The following is a 14,126-nucleotide window of genomic DNA, read 5'->3' as shown; positions in this document are numbered from 1 at the left end:
GTCCCCTTACTTCGCTGCGTTGGCGAGTTCGGCGGCCTTGTCGGCGCCCTCGTCCATGGTGGCGGCCAGCGTTACCAGCGGGTGGTTGGCCTCGTTCAGGATGCGGCGGCCCTCTTCAACGTTGTTACCGTCGAGACGAACTACCAGCGGCTTGTTGGCAGAAGAACCAAGCTCAGCAAGTGCACCAACGATGCCCTTAGCCACAGCGTCACAAGCGGTGATACCACCGAAGACGTTGACGAACACGCTCTTGACCTGCTCATCACCGAGGATAACGTCCAGACCAGCAGCCATAACCTCCGCAGAGGCTCCACCACCGATGTCCAAGAAGTTAGCCGGCTTGACGTTGCCGTGGTTTTCGCCAGCGTAAGCAACAACATCCAAGGTGGACATCACAAGACCAGCACCGTTACCGATGATGCCAACTTCGCCGTCAAGCTTGACGTAGTTGAGGTCCTGGGCCTTTGCCTTAGCCTCGAGAGGATCAGCAGCGTCCTTGTCCTCAAGTGCCTCATGGTTGACGTGGCGGAAGCCAGCGTTCTCATCCAAGGAGACCTTGCCGTCCAAGGCAACGATGTCACCGGCGCCGGTGCGAACCAGCGGGTTGACCTCAACGAGGGTGGCGTCTTCGTTCTTGAAAACGTCCCAGAGCTTGATGATTACTGCTGCAACCTTCTCGCGAAGGTCCTCAGCGAAACCAGCCGTAGCAACGATTTCGTCTGCCTTGGCCTGGTCAATTCCAACAGCCGGGTCAACGGAAACCTTAGCCAGAGCCTCGGGCCGCTCAACGGCGAGCTGCTCGATCTCCATACCGCCCTCTACCGAGCACATAGCCAGGTAGTTGCGGTTGGCACGGTCCAGCAGGACAGAGAAGTAGAATTCCTCAGCAATGTCAGCGCCCTGGGCGATCATCACCTTGTTGACGGTGTGACCCTTGATGTCCATACCAAGGATGTCATTGGCGTAATTGAATGCTTCATCAGCACTCTTGGCCACCTTGACGCCGCCGGCCTTGCCGCGGCCACCGACCTTTACCTGTGCTTTAACGACGGTTACGCCGCCGATCTTCTCGGCAGCTGCCTTTGCTTCTTCAGGGGTGTGCGCCACGATGCCAGCGAGCACGGGTACACCGTGCGCCTCGAACATATCGCGCGCCTGATATTCAAACAGGTCCACGGTTTGGTGTCCTTCTACGTCGAAGTAGTTTTCTTGGGAATACTGGCGCCTTGTACCAACAATTTTGTTAGCGGCAGGACGCATTGCTCCACTTGGAACTCTAGTCCCGTTGGAAGCTATGCCTGTCCCAGAGTACTCGTTAAGTGAGGAAGCACACAGTTCTATTGGCCGTAGAAAACCCGTGATTTTCCGGGGAATTTGGCGTTACTTACTGGTAGGAACTGGCGTGCTACTGGGTGAAGACTTGGTAGTCTTCCCCGCTTTGGCGTCCGGCGCTAGCAGTTGATACTCGGTGCGGCTCACAAAAAATCCCACACCAGCCGAAAGGTTTCCGCAGGCCACGCCGTTGTTATAGACGGTGCAGCGCAGACCATTGCGTTCCACGGCCGTCCCGTCCTCGAGCGTTTCAAGCTGAGAAATCTCGCCGTTCCGGGTGCCTTTGGGGCCAAATTCGTTTTCCATCGCTGTGGCTCCGGCCCGGCAATTCCCGTACCGCACCGCGGTGGGCGCCAGCGTAATAATTCCGCCAAGATACCCAAAGCCGGTGCCAGAACAATCGTCCTTAACGTCCGAGGTTTTCACTTGCGGGTATACGGCAAACTCGCATTGCACCACCGGAACCGTGGGGTACTTGTTGTTGGCGCTATTGCCAAAATCATTGTCCTCGTAGGGAACATTGACGTGCTCGCCTTTGGACTCGGTGATGGCGCACACTGCATTGCGATCCTTTGTCACAAAAGTCAGCGGCTCCCCCTCCGAAGGCGGTTGAGAGGGCTGCACCACGGTGGCTTGTTTGAGCTGTTCCAGCGGCGGCAAGGGCGGCGGCGGCGTGTAGTTGGGGTCCTTTTGAACCACCGAACATGCAGTGGCACTGAGCATCAACAAGGCGGCAAGAAGCCCCAAAATCATCCGTCGCATGCTGCCCATTATGCCCACCATCGGCTCCCCGTGCGCGCAAGCCGGCCACTAGTCCAGTTTCACCAGCGGCGCGTAACGCAACAGCAAGCGTTTCTCGGCGCCGTCGAACTTTACCTTCGCAACGGTTTTGTCCCCGGTCCCTTCCACCGCCAAAACCGTGCCGTTGCCGAAGCTCGTGTGGTTGACCTTGTCCCCCACCGAGACCGAAACGATCTCCTTTTGGGGTTGAACTCGGGTACGGGCCACGGCGGCAGGAACGTCAGCGTTGAATCCCGCCGAAGCGCTCGGCGCCTGTGAGCGACTGCCAGTTCCGCGGGCCGTTCCGGCACCCCAGAAAGAACCTTCGTAACGGCTGGTGCCGATGGGCGCACCCCAGCCGCCACTTTGCCCCAGGCTCTGCCGGGAAGTCCCTTCGCGGCGCCATTCAAGCAACTCCGCCGGGATTTCTTCGATGAACTGGCTGGCCGGGTTGTACTGGCTTTGGCCCCAGAGGCTGCGAACTTCCGAACGCGTTAGGTACAGGCGTTGGCGGGCTCGTGTTAGCCCCACATAGGCCAAACGGCGTTCCTCAGCGAGCTCCTTAGGATCTGTGGCGGAACGGGAGTGCGGGAAAATTCCGTGCTCCATTCCGGTGAGGAACACCACCGGAAACTCAAGACCCTTGGCAGTGTGGAGCGTCATCAGCGTGACAACACCTAGGCGCTTCGCCTCGGCAACGGCAGCCGCTGCGTCCTCCGAACTGCCCTCCGGGGCATCCGGAATCTGATCAGCATCCGCCACCAATGAAACCTGCTCAAGGAATTCACCGAGTGAACCCTCGGGATTGTCGCGTTCGTATTCACGGACCACTGCAACAAGTTCGGCGAGGTTCTCCACGCGAGACTCGTCTTGTGGATCGGTGCTAGCGCGTAGCCCCGCAAGGTACCCGGTCTGCTCAAGAACCGCTTCAAGTGCTGCAGCAGCCCCAGAACCGCTAGCAACCTCGGCCAAGTCGCCCATCATTTTCACAAAACCCTGCACAGCGTTGACTGATCGGGTGGCCATTCCCGGCGCCTCATCCGCGCGCTTGGCAGCTTCCATAAAGGAGGTCCGCTCGCGTTCGGCGAGGGAGGCAATCGCTCCTTCAGCACGGTCCCCAATCCCGCGCTTGGGTTCGTTAAGGATCCGGCGCAGGTTGACGTCGTCGTCCGGGTTCACCAACACGCGCAGGTAAGCGAGCGCATCCTTAATTTCTTTGCGCTCGTAGAACCGGGTGCCGCCCACCACCTTGTAGGGCAGACCAACACGGACCAAAACGTCCTCAATGGACCGTGACTGAGCATTGGTGCGGTAGAAAATTGCTACATCGCCGGGACGCAGGTCATCCTCGTCCTGGAGCCTGTCAATTTCCTTGGCAATAAATTGTGCTTCTTCATGCTCATTTTCACCCACATAGCCAACGATCTTGGCGCCATCACCTTCAGCCGTCCAGAGCTTTTTCTCCGGACGGTTGGGGTTGCGGCTGATCACCGCGTTGGCGGCGCTCAGAATGGTCTGGGTGGAGCGGTAATTCTGCTCAAGTTTGATGGTCCGGGCGTCCGGATAGTCCTTCTCGAACTCCACAATGTTGCGGATGTCGGCACCACGGAAGGCGTAAATGGACTGGTCAGAGTCGCCCACCACGGTGAGCTCGCTCTTGTCCGGGCCCTCGCCGACAATCTCCCGAACCAAGGCGTACTGCGCGTGGTTAGTGTCCTGGTATTCGTCCACCAAAACGTGGCGGAAACGGCGCCTATAAGACTCCGCCAATCCGGGGAAGGCTCGGAACATGTACACGGTTTGGGCAATCAGATCGTCAAAGTCCATGGCGTTGGCCTGACGCAAACGCTGCGTGTAGCCCTTGTAAACCTCAGCGACTGCCTGATCAAAGGGATCGTTGTAATTTGCGCTGGACGAGTACTGATCATCGTCAATCAACTCGTTTTTCAGGGCCGAGATCTTGTGCTGAATGGCCTTCGGGGCAAAACGTTTGGGGTCAAGGTCAAGGTTCTTGGCCACCAGTGTGATCAGCCGGAGCGAGTCAGCAGAATCGTAGATGGAGAAGTTTGAATTCAGGCCAACGTTGGACGCTTCACGGCGCAGAATCCTCACGCACGAGGAGTGGAAGGTTGAGATCCACATATTCTTGGCGCGCGGGCCCATCAACGTTTCAATACGCTCACGCATTTCTGCGGCGGCTTTGTTGGTGAAGGTGATCGCGAGGATTTCACCGTGGTGCGCCCGGTGGGTGGCAATCAAGTAGGCAATCCGGTGAGAGAGCACCCTAGTTTTACCCGAGCCTGCACCAGCAACAATGAGCAGCGGGCTACCGCCGTGTTTAACTGCTTCCTCTTGCTGCGGATTAAGTCCTTCTAGCAAGTCAGCTGCCTGTGGCGGGGTGAAGTTGCTCAGGTTTTGGGCTTCACGGCTCGGCTCGGCGGCGCGGGAAGGTGATTCCTGCGCAGGGTTGAGCGGTGATTTGGCGTAAGGGTCAAACAGCATGTCCATGGTTCGATCAAGTCTAGGCCGTGGCACCGACAGCTTTCCCACCGGCCACCCTAAGTCCCTACCCGTTCGCCCTCTCGGCCCCCGGCCAGGACACTCAGCCTAGGTGTTGTACGGATCCACTCTGTAGAGCTGCCACAACTTGTTTCACGGAATTGGCCCCACCGGCAACAAACCAGTTGAGTCCGTTGACCGCCACTACGGCAGTTCGCCCGCCAGCTGCCCGAACAATTGCCTTCCCCGGCAGCCAATCCCATTCGGGGCAGCTGTGTTGGAACCAGACGCCAATTTCTCCGTCGGCTACCCTCGCAAGATCGCAGGATCCTGAACCAAACATACGCAAGGTTGCCGCCGAGACTGCCGCAGCGTGCCATGGCATCGCCGCCATGGGATCAACCAACCAACGCGGGTGGATGTAGGTTGCGGCGCCCAACTGATCGAGGTCAGCGCTCGAGGGGCCCACCAGGGTTTCATCGTTGAGCGTTGCGGCATGGTCCACGCCGCCGAGCCACAGCTTCTCCATTTCGGGCTGATAGATGGCGCCTAAGATCACCTCAGGATCAGCGCTGGCACTCACTGTAGACGCAGCCGCTCCCCCACCCTTGAGCGCAATGGCGGAGCACCAGTAGCTGGATCCCTGCAGGAAGTTGTACGTGCCATCAACCGGGTCAATAACCCAAGTGCGCCCACTGGTTCCGGCGAATGAGGCACCCTCTTCGCCCAAGATGCTGTCCTCTGGGCGGCAACGGCGAAGCTGTTCCAAAACGTAGGCCTCGGCTGCACGATCCGCGGCGGTGACCACATCGGAGACAGAAGTCTTCTGTTCACCGCTGAGTCCGCCCATTCGCATCAGCAAGGCTAGTTGTCCGGCCTCACGGACCAGTGCCGAGGCAAGTTGATAGTCGTCGAGGGAGGGATCAAGTTGGGCTGCGCTGTGCCTACCGGTGCTCATAAATTCAGACTACCGGGACATAATGAAGTCATGTCTAAAACCCCCGCTCAGCGTCTGAAAAAACACGGGGCAAAGGCTGACCTCCCCAACGCTTCCCTCCCGCCATCGCTCACACCCCGCACTTCAAGTGGCGCACAAGGTAAAAAGCCAGCGAGTGAAAATCAGAACAACGCCAAGCTGATTGTGATTGCTGGAGTGGCCGCGAGCCTGTTCCTGTTTTGGTACCTGCACGTTTTGACGCTCAATCAGATGACGCAGCTCTCCAGTGGTTTAGCCATGCCGGATGCGTTGATCGGTGGTTTTGACCCAACGTATATTGGGCACTTGCGCGATGTCATGGACTCGGACGCACGTGGTCAGCTGAGCTACCTACACAAAACAGCTGGCACACTGTTCCCGCTGATTTTTTTGGTGAGCTGGTTGCTATTGATCGGCACTAACATGAGCCGGGGCCTATTGCGCCGAGTAATTATGGCCTTGCCAGTGGCTTTTGCCGCGGTCCGGATCGCGGCGAATATGGCCATTGATTCTTTGTTCGGTTCTTCAGCGCCCGACGCCGGAGCCGTGACTTTCGCCTCGATCCTCACCGTCGCAGGCTGGGTACTTTTGCTGGCAAGCGTTGTTGCCGCCGCCGTCGCACTCTTTGACGGCCGACGGAAACGAAACCACGTCACAACCCCCGCGGCAGGGTAGCGCTCCCCATCGACCAAACCTTGCGGACGGGCTTTACTTCTTGGAGAGCCCGTCTACAGGGTTAAAGCGATGCAAGATTGGGGAGCACTGCATGAGCACTTCCACCACAACCGCCGGGCAACAGCGTTACCGGATGAGCGTTCTGGCCTGGCCACTCGCGCTCGCCAAAAGCGCCACTAACAGCCCCACCGCCCTCCGGACTGAAACTGTTGAGCTTTTGTCCGCCCTCAGCGCTGAGGATCACACGACACTCGAGCAAGAACTGTTCGACGCCGGAATCACCACCTCCGACGGCCAGCTCAGCGAAGCGTGGCAAGAGCTGCTTGCACAAGTTTTGAGCGCGAATATCGTGGTGGATTTTGTTTCGAGGACACCCGATGCCTCGCAGCACACTCAAGTGTGGTTGTTCGGTGGATTAGCTGCGGCCTACACACAAGCCCGCACAGTCCGGCAGGAAAGTGACGGCACGGTTGAGGTCGTTGGGCTGGATCCCGTGGCGGATCTGGTGCTCTTCCGCGAAACGGATTTGTGGCCTGTCCTAGCCGCAGGGCTTCCCGATCACCCACTTCTGCAGGCTCCGGCCGCAAACGCCGCCCTCGCTGACGGACCAAAATATGCCATACCCGCTGAGGACGTTGCAGCGCTCCAAACATCAGTGCACCAAACATCAGTGCATGGTTCGACGCCGGTACCGGCAGTAGGTGGTCTGCCCCCGGAGGTGCGTGACGCCGTCGTCCGCCCCAAGGCGAGTGTCCACGTCACCGTCAGCACCCAACAGAAGCAGCAGGGCGCCGTGTGGGCGCTGTCTGAAAAGTTGTATTCGCTTCGCGGCCCCACGCGTCACGGCAGCCCCGCCAACCATGCGCCAGCCAGCCACTTGGTTGAAGTGAGCGCCGGAGATATTGCTCGCGAAGTTTTGTGGTTGGTCCTCGGGGCCCATGATCTTCAAGCGTCCGCTGAGGAACGTTCAACCAATGCCGCTGGGGATGGTGCCCGGTGAGCTTCTACGGAATGGACTTGGAGCAGGCCAAAAAGCTCCAACATGACATGCACCGGGCCAGCCAGCGGCTCACAGATCTGGGACGTCAGCTAAGCCCCGTGATTGCGCAAAGCTCATGGGATGGCCCAGACGGGCAACGTTTTAAGGCCGAGTGGAAGTCGCACCGTCTGCAGCTTTCCAGCACCGCACAATCGATCCAGCATGCCGCTGAACGGTTGCGCGAAGACATCCGCCAGCAGGAACAGGCGAGCAACAACAACGGCACTGGCAGCGGTTCGCAGACCAGAACTAGTGGCGGTTCTGAGAATCCGCTCGATAAAATTCGCCACCTTTTTGACGGCGCTGATTCTGTGGTGGATACGGTCAAAGATGGCGGCTCGAAGGTTCTGGGCTTCCTGAAAGACCAGGTGAGCGATCGCTTTGATAACCTCACTGACGCATTCGGGGATCAGGCAAAGAACTTTGGAAATGTGGGCGATTTGCTCTGGAACTTTGCAAAAACAGGTGAGCCGCCGTCCACCACCGAGCTTGTCGCCTCGGGCCTACAGATTGCTACCGGCCAGCAGAATCTACTGACAACCATCGGCACCTTGGGCTTGATTCAGCCACATGTTCTCGACGACGGCACCCCCACGGCCACTGCCCCCACTGAGGTTGGTGTAGGTGACGGACCCCGCCAAAACGGCCGAAACAACACACCTGCACCGACAGATCTTGCCTCAATCTTGAGCGGGGTCTCCGCCACATATGGTGACAATGGCAAGACTGGCACCCCTGATGCCGCAATTCGAATCACTAGCGTGGACAACGGCAACGGGCCAGCCTACATTGTGAGCATCCCAGGCACTTCAGAGTGGAATGTCCGCTCCGGCACAAACCCGATGGATACCGTGGGTAATGTTCAATCGGCCTCAGGGAGTATGTCTACTTCCTCTGAAGCCGTTGAGCTGGCAATGAAAAAAGCTGGCATTCCGGAGGGCGCGCCAGTGATGTTGGTGGGGCACTCGCAGGGCGGCATGACGGCCGCAGCGTTAGCGGCCGACGACGACTTCCGCGAGCGCTTTAATGTCACCAACCTGGTGACTTACGGAGCGCCAATTGACTCTGCGCGTGTGCCAGACTCGGTGGACACTTTGGCAATCCAGCATCAACACGACGTGGTGCCGCGCTTAGATTTGGGAAATTCCAATGCCGCTTCACCGGCCTGGCCATCACGCAATGATGCCTCGATAGTGACACTTCCCGATCCGCCAGGAGTTGGGGCTACGGATGTCACTGGCAACCACAGCTACAACAATTACACCAATTCCGTTCGCGAGAATGAAGGCCATGGTCCGCTGGCCGACTACAGCAGCAAGGATTCAACGCAACAGTTTTTTAGTAGTGGTGATTCCGAGGTCCATTCGAGTGTCTCTGGCATTGGCCGGGAGCAATAGGAGCACTAGGAGCACTGTATGAAAATAAGACCACTACCTACACTGGTGATTATGGGAATCTTGGCAATGATTTTATCCGCGTGCGGTATGGGCGCAAAGGCTCCCTCTGACGCAGATATGGCTGCCAAATACCAGTCGGCTGTCCAATCACTGGACCACGTTCAGAGCGTGGAATCCGAATACAAAACCACCGCAGGGATGGGAAGAACCGGATTCTTAGGGGTCCATGCCAACACTTCTGATCCCGCGGAACTAAAGACGCTGTTGGATACGTCTTTTCGAGCCCTTGTGACAGCCGCCGGCGGCGACCCCGAGATCGACTTGCCGCTTCAGGTGATCGGCGATGACAGCACCACCGTCCTCACTCCAAAAGACCTCGGCTGCGGCGGTGGAACCACACTCACCGAGTACCGCGACTGCCTCAAAACACTCGGCTAGCAACCTTCAAAGTACGTCACGGCCCCGGCATAGTGCAGCGGTGAACCGGCATCTTCTGGAACAAAACCAAACACGGCGGCACCTGCACCTCCTGCTCCGATCAACACTCGAGTTGCCAGTGCCGTGAGCAGCGGTACTTTCAGTGGAACGCGGGGCATCTTTGGCTTAGCCCAGACCGCCAGCTGACATTTGTGTGTCACAGCCGGCCGCGAGGTGCTGGCAAACACAGCTCGGCGTTCTCACCGTATATGCTGGTAGGCGTGTCCGGACAGACCGGTTGGCGAAAGCCGACGGTGCAAAGTCCGGGCCCAGCCCTCGTAGCTCAGTGGATAGAGCACGGCTCTCCTAAAGCCGGTGTCGTTGGTTCGATTCCAATCGAGGGCACCAAATCTTGACCCGTCGTAAACTACACCGGTGACGAATCTTAGCGATTGGCTCCTCGGCGAGTGGACGCTCAGCCGCGAACTCTGGGACCGCGCCTCGGGCACTCATGGCGAGTTCACCGGCGTCGCACATTACACACCACTGCCCGACGGCGGTCTCCGCTACCGCGAAAACGGCACACTGCGCTGGGCGGGGCACAGCTCGCCGGCGTTCCGCGAATATCTTCTGTATCCGTGCGAAGACACCTCCGCGCTGGACATGTTCTTCACCGATGGGAAACCCTTCCACCGTATGTCCTTCAAGTTTGGGCAGGAACAGGCCGAACACTTGTGCGTCAACGATCTCTACCGGGTGAACTACGAACGCATGGACGAGGATTCATTCCGTTTCCGGTGGGACGTCACAGGCCCGTCGAAGCTGCTTCGCTTGGACAGCGTGCTGCACCGTAGGCTGAACCGGTGAAAGATCTGATTGTTGTCTCTGCAGTGTGCGTTTTTGACGAACAGGGCCGGCTGCTGACCGTCCGGAAACGCGGAACCGAAAAATTTATGCACCCCGGCGGCAAACCGGAAACCGGCGAGACCGCGGCCCAAGCTGCGTCCCGTGAGCTGCAAGAAGAGGTGGGCATCAGCATCCCCGCCGAGGATCTGGAACTCCTTGACGTCTGGCTCGCCGACGCCGCTAACGAGGCTGCCACAGACATTCAAGCCACCGTTTTCACCGCTCCTGGCACGTGGAGCGCCACTGCCTCGGCAGAGATCGCAGAACTACGCTGGCTAGACCTCGACGCACCGCTGCCTGACGATCTCGCCCCGCTCCTGACCGATCATGTGCTCCCCCGGCTTCGCACCAACAGCAACACCACCGGCGCCCACTAGATTTCTGGCAATGCCTCTTCCGCCACCGATGTAGCCTCAGCGAACTGTGTGTTGTAGAGCTCCGCATATCTGCCGCCCAGCGCCAACAGCTCAGTGTGCGTTCCACGTTCCACAATGTTTCCGCCCTCCACCACCAAGATGGCGTCAGCGGCACGAATAGTGGACAGCCGGTGAGCAATAACAACGGCGGTGCGGCCTTCCAACGCCACCCCGAGGGCGGCCTGCACGGCGGCCTCATTGCTGGAATCCAGCGCGGCGGTTGCCTCATCGAGAATCACAATCCGAGGCTGCACAATCAACAGCCGTGCAATCGTCAAACGCTGACGCTCACCACCGGAAAGCCGATAGCCGCGCTCCCCCACCACTGTTTCCAAACCATCCGGCAAAGACCGCACCATGTCCTCAAGCCGGGCCTGGCGCAGCACGTCCCACATCTCTTCGTCAGTGGCATCAGGCCGGGCCAAACGTAGGTTTGAGGCAAGCGTCTCATGGAACAAGTGCCCGTCTTGGGTGACCATTCCCATCGACTGACGCAATGATTCGAAACTCAAATCACGCACATCTACGCCGGCCCCTGGCGTACTTCCACCCAACAGCACGGCCCCGGAATCGACGTCGTACAGGCGGCTCAGAAGCTGCGCAATAGTGGACTTTCCGGCGCCAGAGGACCCTACCAACGCAACGGTTTGGCCCGGCTCAACCCGGAAACTGATGCCGTGAAGTACCTCTTCTCCACCGCGAGTATCCAAAATGGACACGTCCTCAAGGGAAGCCAAAGAAACCTTGTCCGCCGCCGGGTAAGAGAAACGCACGTCCTTAAACTCCACCGCGAGCGGTCCCTGCGGTGCACTCCGAGCGTTCGGTTTCGCCTCAATCAGCGGCTTGAGGTCCAGAATCTCAAACACCCGTTCAAAGCTGACCAGCGCGCTCATAATTTCCAAGCGGGCATTCGAAAGAGAGGTCAGTGGGGCGTACAAACGGGTCAGCAACAAAGCCAAAACCACCACGTCACCCGGTGCCAACTGGCCGCCCAGGGCAAGCCAACCGCCCAAGCCGTACACCAGTGAAAGCGCCAGCGCGGAGACCAGCGTCAGTGCTGTCACAAAGGTGAACTGGAGCATCGCTGTACGCACCCCAATGTCACGCACCCGTTCAGCCCGCAGCGCGAATTCGCGGGATTCCTCGTCGGGACGGCCAAAGAGCTTCACCAGAGTGGCGCCCGGGGCAGAAAAACGCTCTGTCATTTGGGTACCCATAGCGGCATTGTGCGCAGCCGATTCCCGCCGCAAATCGGCCAGACGGGAACCCATCCGCCGTGCCGGAATCAAAAAGATCGGCAACAGAATCATGGCGAGCACCGTGACCAGCCAGGACTTATCCAGCATCACTATCAACGTCAGTACCAGTGCGACGACGTTACTCACCACACCGGACAAGGTGCCGGCAAATGCTGCTTGGGCGCCGATCACATCATTGTTCAGCCGGCTCACCAAGGCACCAGTACGGGTGCGCGTGAAAAAGGCGATCGGCATTTTCTGGACGTGATCAAACACTGCAGTACGCAGGTCCACAATCACACCTTCACCGATCATCGAGGACAGCCACCTGACCAGTAAGCCCACCCCTGCCTCAACAATTGCCACGACGGCAATCATGATCGCGAGCCACAAGATCACATTGAAATCAGTGCGAGCAACAATCGCGTCCACTACTTTTCCAGCAAGCACCGGGGTGGCTACAGCCAGCACCGCCGCCACAATGGACAACAAAATAAAGGCAATAAGCCGGTTGCGGTGCGGAACGGCGAATTTGAGAACTCGTTTGAGAGTCGCTTTAGTAAACGGCGTGCTGCCTGATTTGGCGCGGGTCAGGTTGTGCAAGGAACTCCATGCCACACGGTCCATACTCATCTGCTTGCTCCTGAAGTGTTCTCCGTAACGCGCCCCGCCGCGACTTCCCAACGGACATCTAGCCGGACGGTGTCCAACAAACGCCTGTCATGTGTCACCAAAAGCAGCGCTCCGTCATAGCTTTCAAGGGCTTCTTCAAGCTGCTCGATCGCGGGCAAGTCCAAGTGGTTGGTGGGCTCATCAAGGACCAGCAGGTTCACGCCACGTGCTTGCAACAATGCCAATCCAGCACGGGTTCGCTCTCCGGGTGACAAAAGCTCCACCCGACGATTGGTGTGATCAGCTTTGAGGCCAAATTTCGCCAGCAGAGTGCGTACTTCGGCTGCGGAATACTCCGGCAATTGGGCTTCCACGGCGGTACTTAGGTCCAGCTCGGGCGCGAGCGCGCCACGGGCTTGGTCGATTTCGCCGATGGCAACGGAGGCACCCAAGGACGCTTCGCCGTCGTCCGGGGTTTGCCGGCCCAAAAGTAACCGCAACAGCGTGGACTTACCGGCCCCGTTGGGACCGGTTATCCCAATCCGTTCGCCAGCGTTGACCTGCAAATTCACCGGCCCTAAGGTGAAGTCACCTTGGTGAGCCACTACGTCCCGCAGTGTGGCAACTACGGAACTGGACCGTGGTGCCTGACCAATAGTGAATTGCAGCTGCCACTCTTTACGAGGCTCTTCAACCTCATCGAGGCGGGCAATTCGGGACTCCATTTGGCGCACTTTTTGGGCTTGCTTCTCTGAAGATTCGGTACTCGCAGCCCGGCGAATCTTGTCATTGTCCGGGCTCTTTTTCATCGCATTCCGGACACCTTGGGAACTCCACTCGCGCTGCGTCCGCGCTCTGGCTACTAGATCCGCTTTGGTGTTGGCGAACTCTTCATAGCGTTCGCGAGCATGCCTGCGTGCCACCGCACGTTCTTCGAGGTAGGAATCGTAGCCACCGTCATAAACTGCCACCGAGTTTTGGGCCAAGTCCAGCTCCACAATCCTGTTCACCGAACGGGAGAGGAACTCACGATCATGCGACACCAGCACCACACCACCACGCTGGCCGGCAATGAACTTCTCAAGCCGTTCCAAACCATCCAGGTCCAGATCGTTGGTGGGTTCATCTAGAAGTGCGATGTCAAAGCGGCTCAACAACAGGGCTGCGAGCGCTACGCGCGCCACCTGGCCGCCAGAAAGTCCGGTCATAGGCGAGTCCATCGGCAGATCTAGTCCCAGATCTGCCAACACTGCAGGGATTCTGTCCTCTAAATCTGCGGCACCGGATGCCATCCAGCGGTCAAAAGCGAGGGTGTATTCGTCATCGGAGCCGGGGGCTCCGGCTGCGAGCGCTTCGGCTCCAGCTTCCATGGCTTCGGTGGCAGCGGCGCAGCCGGTGCGGCGGGCAATATAGCCAGCGATGTCCTCACCAGGAATTCGATCGTGTTCTTGGGGCAACCAGCCAACAAAAGCGTCAGCCGGAGCCAACTGAACGGTTCCACCGAGTGGTTCCAGATGTCCGGAAAGCACACTCAGTAAAGTCGATTTGCCCGCACCATTGGCCCCCACAACCCCCACAACATCGCCTGGAGCTACAGTGAGAGAGAGGTTATTAAAAAGGGATCGGTGGGAATGGCCGGCGGACAAATCCCGGGCCACAAGCGTTGCCGTCATGGCTCAATTCTTTCACCGTCCTAGCATCGCCAGTACCAAGCCAGGGTCAAATCCGCAGAGGGCATAAAGAAACCCGCCGGTACGAACTTGGGGGGTATCCGTAACAGCGGGCTTCGATAAATAACCTTAGACCACAATCTGCCGTCGAGTAAAATCAATTTGCGTC

General features: G+C 58.5%; 13 protein-coding genes and 1 tRNA gene. 7 read left to right on the top strand and 7 right to left on the bottom strand.

Annotated elements, in window-relative coordinates; genetic code table 11:
* Positions 1 to 6: 6 nt before the first annotated feature.
* The 4 genes from sucC to ACQR35_RS06210 form a co-directional block, all read right to left on the bottom strand.
* Entirely contained in the window at positions 7 to 1,176 is a 1,170-nt protein-coding gene (gene sucC, locus ACQR35_RS06225) for an ADP-forming succinate--CoA ligase subunit beta (protein ID WP_430269703.1), read from the bottom strand.
* Positions 1,177 to 1,380: 204 nt separating this feature from the next.
* A complete protein-coding gene (locus ACQR35_RS06220) occupies positions 1,381 to 2,094 on the bottom strand; it encodes a hypothetical protein (protein ID WP_430269530.1) in 714 nt (237 codons plus the stop codon).
* A gap of 48 nt (positions 2,095 to 2,142) precedes the next feature.
* Positions 2,143 to 4,620: a DNA helicase PcrA gene (pcrA, locus tag ACQR35_RS06215; RefSeq protein WP_430266783.1), complete on the bottom strand. Its 2,478-nt coding sequence runs from the start codon at positions 4,618 to 4,620 to the stop codon at positions 2,143 to 2,145.
* A gap of 94 nt (positions 4,621 to 4,714) precedes the next feature.
* Complete coding sequence (locus ACQR35_RS06210) at positions 4,715 to 5,569, bottom strand: inositol monophosphatase family protein (protein WP_430269529.1); 855 nt, start codon at positions 5,567 to 5,569, stop codon at positions 4,715 to 4,717.
* 30 nt (positions 5,570 to 5,599) lie between these two features.
* Between ACQR35_RS06210 and ACQR35_RS06205 the strand changes: the two genes are divergently transcribed.
* The 4 genes from ACQR35_RS06205 (at position 5,600) to ACQR35_RS06190 (ending at position 9,136) form a co-directional block, all read left to right on the top strand.
* On the top strand, positions 5,600 to 6,262 hold the full coding sequence (locus ACQR35_RS06205) for a hypothetical protein (protein ID WP_430269528.1): 663 nt from the start codon (positions 5,600 to 5,602) through the stop codon (positions 6,260 to 6,262).
* A gap of 91 nt (positions 6,263 to 6,353) precedes the next feature.
* Complete coding sequence (locus ACQR35_RS06200; protein WP_430269527.1) at positions 6,354 to 7,262, top strand: hypothetical protein; 909 nt, start codon at positions 6,354 to 6,356, stop codon at positions 7,260 to 7,262.
* The gene (locus ACQR35_RS06195) at positions 7,259 to 8,698 is read left to right on the top strand and encodes a WXG100 family type VII secretion target (RefSeq protein WP_430269526.1); all 1,440 of its coding nucleotides are present in this window, start codon (positions 7,259 to 7,261) and stop codon (positions 8,696 to 8,698) included. Before ACQR35_RS06200 ends, ACQR35_RS06195 begins: the two co-directional genes overlap by 4 nt.
* Before the next feature lie 18 nt (positions 8,699 to 8,716).
* Entirely contained in the window at positions 8,717 to 9,136 is a 420-nt protein-coding gene (locus tag ACQR35_RS06190) for a hypothetical protein (RefSeq protein ID WP_430269525.1), read from the top strand.
* Here the strand turns inward: ACQR35_RS06190 and ACQR35_RS06185 are convergent.
* The gene (locus ACQR35_RS06185; RefSeq protein ID WP_430269524.1) at positions 9,133 to 9,294 is read right to left on the bottom strand and encodes a hypothetical protein; all 162 of its coding nucleotides are present in this window, start codon (positions 9,292 to 9,294) and stop codon (positions 9,133 to 9,135) included. The genes ACQR35_RS06190 and ACQR35_RS06185 overlap by 4 nt on opposite strands.
* A gap of 153 nt (positions 9,295 to 9,447) precedes the next feature.
* Between ACQR35_RS06185 and ACQR35_RS06180 the strand changes: the two genes are divergently transcribed.
* From ACQR35_RS06180 to ACQR35_RS06170, 3 genes are all read left to right on the top strand, one after another.
* Positions 9,448 to 9,523 (top strand) — tRNA-Arg (locus ACQR35_RS06180).
* Between the two features lie 27 nt (positions 9,524 to 9,550).
* Positions 9,551 to 9,982: a DUF6314 family protein gene (locus ACQR35_RS06175; protein ID WP_430269523.1), complete on the top strand. Its 432-nt coding sequence runs from the start codon at positions 9,551 to 9,553 to the stop codon at positions 9,980 to 9,982.
* Positions 9,979 to 10,398 carry an NUDIX hydrolase gene (locus tag ACQR35_RS06170; protein ID WP_430266775.1) on the top strand — a complete coding sequence of 140 codons (420 nt, stop codon included), beginning with the start codon at positions 9,979 to 9,981 and terminating at the stop codon, positions 10,396 to 10,398. Before ACQR35_RS06175 ends, ACQR35_RS06170 begins: the two co-directional genes overlap by 4 nt.
* Here the strand turns inward: ACQR35_RS06170 and ACQR35_RS06165 are convergent.
* Together ACQR35_RS06165 and ACQR35_RS06160 are read right to left on the bottom strand one after the other, a co-directional pair.
* The gene (locus ACQR35_RS06165) at positions 10,395 to 12,308 is read right to left on the bottom strand and encodes an ABC transporter ATP-binding protein (protein ID WP_430269522.1); all 1,914 of its coding nucleotides are present in this window, start codon (positions 12,306 to 12,308) and stop codon (positions 10,395 to 10,397) included. The genes ACQR35_RS06170 and ACQR35_RS06165 overlap by 4 nt on opposite strands.
* Entirely contained in the window at positions 12,305 to 13,960 is a 1,656-nt protein-coding gene (locus ACQR35_RS06160; RefSeq protein WP_430269521.1) for an ABC-F family ATP-binding cassette domain-containing protein, read from the bottom strand. The genes ACQR35_RS06165 and ACQR35_RS06160 overlap by 4 nt, the downstream gene beginning before the upstream one ends.
* Positions 13,961 to 14,126 lie beyond the last annotated feature (166 nt).

It is taken from the genome of Pseudarthrobacter sp. J1738 (assembly GCF_050490315.1).
Lineage (GTDB): Bacteria > Actinomycetota > Actinomycetes > Actinomycetales > Micrococcaceae > JBNPEO01.
The sequence above is the reverse complement of the archived record's forward strand: the minus strand, read 5'-3'. Positions and strand labels throughout refer to the sequence as shown.

What these genes read in the sequence shown, in the direction of transcription:
- ACQR35_RS06220 (WP_430269530.1), bottom strand. Translation starts at nt 2,094, where the DNA reads ATGCGACGGATGATTTTGGGGCTTCTTGCCGCCTTGTTGATGCTCAGT.
- pcrA (WP_430266783.1), bottom strand. Translation starts at nt 4,620, where the DNA reads ATGGACATGCTGTTTGACCCTTACGCCAAATCACCGCTCAACCCTGCG.
- ACQR35_RS06210 (WP_430269529.1), bottom strand. Translation starts at nt 5,569, where the DNA reads ATGAGCACCGGTAGGCACAGCGCAGCCCAACTTGATCCCTCCCTCGAC.
- ACQR35_RS06205 (WP_430269528.1), top strand. Translation starts at nt 5,600, where the DNA reads ATGTCTAAAACCCCCGCTCAGCGTCTGAAAAAACACGGGGCAAAGGCT.
- ACQR35_RS06200 (WP_430269527.1), top strand. Translation starts at nt 6,354, where the DNA reads ATGAGCACTTCCACCACAACCGCCGGGCAACAGCGTTACCGGATGAGC.
- ACQR35_RS06190 (WP_430269525.1), top strand. Translation starts at nt 8,717, where the DNA reads ATGAAAATAAGACCACTACCTACACTGGTGATTATGGGAATCTTGGCA.
- ACQR35_RS06185 (WP_430269524.1), bottom strand. Translation starts at nt 9,294, where the DNA reads ATGCCCCGCGTTCCACTGAAAGTACCGCTGCTCACGGCACTGGCAACT.
- ACQR35_RS06165 (WP_430269522.1), bottom strand. Translation starts at nt 12,308, where the DNA reads ATGAGTATGGACCGTGTGGCATGGAGTTCCTTGCACAACCTGACCCGC.
- ACQR35_RS06160 (WP_430269521.1), bottom strand. Translation starts at nt 13,960, where the DNA reads ATGACGGCAACGCTTGTGGCCCGGGATTTGTCCGCCGGCCATTCCCAC.